Source organism: Aureibaculum marinum (assembly GCF_003813905.1).
Lineage (GTDB): Bacteria > Bacteroidota > Bacteroidia > Flavobacteriales > Flavobacteriaceae > Aureibaculum > Aureibaculum marinum.
This window is the reverse complement of sequence record NZ_RPFJ01000044.1, coordinates 1-1439: the sequence shown is the minus strand read 5'-3', so window position 1 is coordinate 1439 and position 1439 is coordinate 1. Positions and strand designations below refer to the sequence as shown.

Sequence of the window (1439 nt, the reverse complement as noted above, 5' to 3'; positions counted from 1 at the left end):
GTGTTAGCTAACGTTTGTTATTTCTAAATTTTAATAAATTCTTATAATTCAGTGTCCTCTTTTAAGTCCTCCGTTTCGCAAAAGTATTTATCTTCCCAAATATGAAATCTAAATCCGTTACTTTGTAAAAAAGCTCGTAGATATTTATTCTAATTCAACAATGCAAGAAAACTATTGTCAAAATTTAATGAAGAAAAGGCTTGGTTTTTAGCTCAGTTCTTTGTTCTGTGTAGTGTTTTATTCAGTCGGTAGTTGTTCTTGGAATTTTTTATACATTTCAGGGTCAAAATTTGAAACTGTTGTAATATCTGATATATCAAGAATCAAATCAGTATTTAAATCATCTACATATTTTACAACTCCCTCTTTAATATAAGACGCATATACTGACAAATAATGCGTAGTAAATTCAACTTGTTTTTTATCATCTTTTCTATATCCACTAATAGCAGGTATAATTCTTACGTACGGTGAAATTGATGGTATTGGAAGTTCTTTAACCCAAGCAATGTATATTTTATCATTATTTAAGGTGAATTGTAGTAAAGATTCTTCATCGAATGAATATTTCATTAACGATTCGAATTCATTTCCTACATCATCGATAGCTTTTCTAATCCACTTTTTATCTTCGCTAAATTTATTATAAACAATTGTGAAAAATATTGCAATTCCGACGCTTATTAAACTTGTTAAAGCAAAAGGTTGTTTAAAAGGCGAATAACTGTGAACTATATCTATTAAGTCTGGTGTTAATTTTACGAATAAAATTCTAATTAAATAAGTAGATACAATTAATGCTATGCCTAATAAAACACTTTCAAAAATAAGTCTTTGTCTGTCTAATCTTTGTTGGTGAAACTTAAAGATGTAGCATTTCGTAAGTATAAAATATCCACCAACTAAAGGAAGTATTAATAAATTCCAAGGCATAACTTAGGCGTGAACTTTTTGTTCGTCTCTACGCTTTTTTTCAATATCTTTTATTAAATCAGATTCTAAAAGTAACTTAATAGTAGCTCTAACTTTTTTTTGTTTTAAAAAGTCAGTTGTTTCTATATAAAGTCTACCGCTTTTAGTAGATTTAACTATATTTCTTTTCTTAATGCTCATTTATCAAATATATAACAAATTCTATACCAATGCAAGTTAAAATTAAAAGGTTGCTCGTTTTCCCACATTACACACAACGAGTTTGAATATGCTTTGTTGCGTTTTTAAGCACCTAATTTAGTAAATAAAAACCGAATAGAAAATCCGCGAGACACGAGCACAAAGTGCGAACTGTGCGTATGCAAATTTTCGTAAGTAGGCTAGAACCAGCAATAAATTTTGTACGGTGTTAGCTAACGTTTGTTATTTCTAAATTTTAATAAATTCTTATAATTCAGTGTCCTCTTTTAAGTCCTCCGTTTCGCAAAAGTATTTATCTTCCCAAA

General features: G+C 28.7%; 2 protein-coding genes. Both read right to left on the bottom strand.

Translation table 11 applies throughout. The features are described 5' to 3' along the window. Positions 1–237 precede the first annotated feature (237 nt). The gene (locus tag EGM88_RS13985; protein ID WP_123899050.1) at positions 238–933 is read right to left on the bottom strand and encodes a hypothetical protein; all 696 of its coding nucleotides are present in this window, start codon (positions 931–933) and stop codon (positions 238–240) included. 3 nt (positions 934–936) lie between these two features. Further along, positions 937–1113 carry a hypothetical protein gene (locus tag EGM88_RS15840; RefSeq protein ID WP_162497589.1) on the bottom strand — a complete coding sequence of 59 codons (177 nt, stop codon included), beginning with the start codon at positions 1111–1113 and terminating at the stop codon, positions 937–939. Positions 1114–1439: the final 326 nt, after the last annotated feature.

Bases quoted from the DNA above. Each gene is read 5' to 3' on its own strand.
- EGM88_RS15840 (WP_162497589.1), bottom strand. From the start codon at position 1,113: ATGAGCATTAAGAAAAGAAATATAGTTAAATCTACTAAAAGCGGTAGA.
- EGM88_RS13985 (WP_123899050.1), bottom strand. From the start codon at position 933: ATGCCTTGGAATTTATTAATACTTCCTTTAGTTGGTGGATATTTTATA.